General features: G+C 41.7%; 2 protein-coding genes and 2 pseudogenes. All 4 read right to left on the reverse strand.

What is annotated here, in order from left to right; genetic code table 11:
* Window positions 1-820: 820 nt before the first annotated feature.
* Window positions 821-988, reverse strand: a pseudogene (locus tag G494_RS28130) (RHS repeat-associated core domain-containing protein); the annotation flags it as partial.
* 134 nt (window positions 989-1,122) lie between these two features.
* The gene (locus G494_RS0114565; RefSeq protein WP_028585110.1) at window positions 1,123-1,368 is read right to left on the reverse strand and encodes a hypothetical protein; all 246 of its coding nucleotides are present in this window, start codon (window positions 1,366-1,368) and stop codon (window positions 1,123-1,125) included.
* A 392-nt stretch (window positions 1,369-1,760) separates the two neighbouring features.
* A pseudogene (locus G494_RS28135) lies at window positions 1,761-1,928 on the reverse strand (RHS repeat-associated core domain-containing protein); the annotation flags it as partial.
* Window positions 1,929-2,107: 179 nt separating this feature from the next.
* On the reverse strand, window positions 2,108-3,028 hold the full coding sequence (locus G494_RS23740; RefSeq protein WP_051305732.1) for a tyrosine-type recombinase/integrase: 921 nt from the start codon (window positions 3,026-3,028) through the stop codon (window positions 2,108-2,110).
* Window positions 3,029-3,217: the final 189 nt, after the last annotated feature.

Below are 3,217 nucleotides of genomic sequence, written 5' to 3' on the forward strand. Positions count from 1 at the left end.
CTCAATTTCAAAACACCCTATGAAGTTTTCAACAAACTGACAGGTATCGATGTCAGAAAAATCATGGGTTATGCACTTATCACTTGAATTCAGCTTTATCAAAACACCGTAATCTGTCGTTAAGATCCATAGGATTAGTTAAAGCTATCCATAAAAAACTTGCAGGAGAAAGATCGTTACACCTACCGCATAGCAGCTGTTTAATAATACCAGCAGAGTTTTAAGTTTCTTATCACCTGTCTCTTTTTGAGTCTGAGTACAGAAAGAGATGAACCTAAAAAGCTCAGATGGGGCAAATGGAAATGACGTTTTGTGCCCCATCGTAGCCATGTGAGCATGAATTCTGCGAACTATTAATATTATCGCAACAATCAGACCACACCATATTATACTAAAAGTTAAAAATGACATAAGAATCTCATTCCTCACAACCGCATTCGCGGTCTGAAGGTATTGTATTTACACGCCTGTAATAGCATGCTGTAGCTTTAGCTCCGGCACCGACTTTTCCACCACCAATACCCCATCCTCCAGCTGCACTCGCTCCACTGCCGTCAATATCAACAGAGACTGAGCCTTCTGCACCAAGACCGTAGGACGCACCTAACTCACCGCCCCATAGGTGTTTCGGCGGGTTGCTGCAGGATTTTCCATCACTGTTTGAAGCAACACCTGTTCCGCCGCTAACCTCAACAGCAGCCCCTAAACAAACTTTCACATATAAGTGTTTTTGTCCCTTACCGTCTTCGGTACAACAGTCAATTTCAAGAAGTCCAACGCCTAAGATGTAGTGCCCCTCTGCTGTTTTATAGGATGCGAGTCCTAGAGGGTCGATTTCATTGATCGGATTTTGATTGGCGTAAGCGTACAGGTTCATGCCTCCTCTGAGCCCTATTGGGTCAGCAGAAATGTATCTTCCAGTTGAAGGATCATAATACCTGTGATGGTTATAATGCAATCCAGTCTCGTTATCGTAATATTGGCCCGGCTATACCTTGGTACGTTTTCTCTCCCCAAGAACGTATATGAGGTTGAGGTGAGTTATGTCAAAGAGCAGTGTTAGCTATACGGGGCATCCCTAACCGAATAATGGTTATCTGGATTTATGACTTTTTATGCTGATCACCCTAAAGAACGAAAAACAGCAAAGACCAAGGCAACAATAATCATAAAGACTCCAAAAAAGATTTGAGCTTTTACCGAAAAATAGAAGCTAGATTTTTGCTCTTCTTTTTTTCTAAATGCCACTGTCGGGTTAAGGAACCCTTTATGAGTAAATGCAACTCCACAAAAATACTGAATCAATGCTATTGCAATTATCACCAAGCCTAGAAGTATAACTTGAAAACTTCTGTCATCTATTATCATAAGTTGCTATCAATATTTTATTTAGATTCTCCACACATACAAAGACACTCATCAATATCGCCATTTGCATCTAATAAGTCCATTAGTAAAGCTGCTCCATAGAATGATCTACCCAGACCTTTTGCAAGGTTCTTATTTTGTTTTTTAAACATGTCTCCTGAACCCTCATATAAGATGCCCCCAATACTTTTTGTACCACTCGCTGCAGATGCACCAGAATCCCAAATTCCACCACTTGTTAATGTATCTGTATTTCCAGCAAGAAAGCTAAACGGATGGAAATCGACTGGACTAAAATTAGCGATAGGTAACATCATGAAAGCCTTTTCCATTATACAAGTTTCTACACAACCAATTTGTGGTTCAGAAATCATGTCCGGATAATACATCAACCCTTCTGGGTCTATTTTATTAACGGGATCGTTTGCAACATAACTATAAAGATTCATCCCGCCAGCCAAGCCAATCGGATCAGCGGAAATATACCTTCCAGTGCTCGGATCATAGTACCTATTCCAATTGTAATGAAGTCCAGTTTCAAAATCGTAATATTGGCCCGGCAATATTACTGTAGCCCTTCTCCCCCCAAGAGCTGTTATTAATTTCAAAAATTATCACTAAAGTACAATGTACAGTATTCAGTTCGCACTGACAAAAGAAAACAGTTACCCCTTGGACAATAAGTAACTAAAAATCAGCTGGTTGTGTTGACTGTAAAAAGGTGAAGGAAGCCCTTGTCTCACAAGGATTCTGAGGGGTGATATTTGGAATGAACTTCTTTTAAATCATTGATGGTAACCTTGGTGTAAATCTGTGTGGTCTCCAATGACTCATGACCAAGTAATTCCTGAATCTGACGGATTGGTGCACCGTTTCTCAGCATATGCGTTGCACAGCTGTGCCTGAACGTATGAGTGGAAATATTCTTATTGATACCTGCCTGACGAACACAGCGTTTTACAATGGCCCATACAGAGTTCGGTGTCATCTGCTTACCCCAGCGATTGAGTATGAGTGCTCCGTCATCTTTACCTTTGTGCAGCTCAGGTCTGACCATGAGCAAATACTCATTTAGCATGGTACATACCCGATCACTTACAGGTACAACACGATCCTTGGCTCCTTTACCTGATCTGATGGTAAGATAACCACCTGTCAAATCCAGGTCTTGAACTCGAACGGCAGCCATTTCAGCAGCGCGGATTGCTGTGTCATAGAGGATTTCTAAGACTATCCGGTTGCGATACCCTTTATTGGTTCTCATGTCTGGTACTGAGAGAAGTTTACGGATATCCTCGCTATCCATAATGACCTTAGGCAGAACTTTAGGTTTCTTGGGTAGTACTATTTTTACTGCCGGATCAGTAAGCATATAGTCTTCATCACTTAGGTACCTACAGAAGCTTTTGACTACGCCAAGGGCATAACCTTGGCTTCTGAGTGTAAGAGGTGTGCCTTTTGATGTTAACCTGTAAGCCAACTCCTGCTGGTACTCAAGGATTACATCACGAGAGAGTTCTGTCAGTTCATTGATATGTATTTCATCAAGGAGCCGAATAAACGTTTTTAAGGCATACTTATTACCTTTGATGGTGCTCTTGGCACTGCCAATCACCTTCAGGTGTTGCAGGTATTTCGGGATAAGTGCAGCTATTTTCATCTAGTTTACTCCGGGGTGATACTGCTCATGGGCAGCTTTCACATCAGCTGGTACTATCTTGGTATACAGCTGTGTTGTAGATAACCTGCTGTGCTGAGCCTAATCTCGATAAATGATGTTCTCGTGTTCACGCAACGTGATGGAGTAAGGCTGAGAATTCATAGTTGAAGGCTGTTTCCTGGGGCTCTG

The sequence above is a fragment of the Desulfogranum mediterraneum DSM 13871 genome (assembly GCF_000429965.1).
Classification (GTDB): Bacteria; Desulfobacterota; Desulfobulbia; order Desulfobulbales; family Desulfobulbaceae; genus Desulfogranum; species Desulfogranum mediterraneum.

Coding starts and splice junctions, on each gene's coding strand:
- G494_RS0114565 (WP_028585110.1), bottom strand. CDS start 1,368: ATGATAATAGATGACAGAAGTTTTCAAGTTATACTTCTAGGCTTGGTG.
- G494_RS23740 (WP_051305732.1), bottom strand. CDS start 3,028: ATGAAAATAGCTGCACTTATCCCGAAATACCTGCAACACCTGAAGGTG.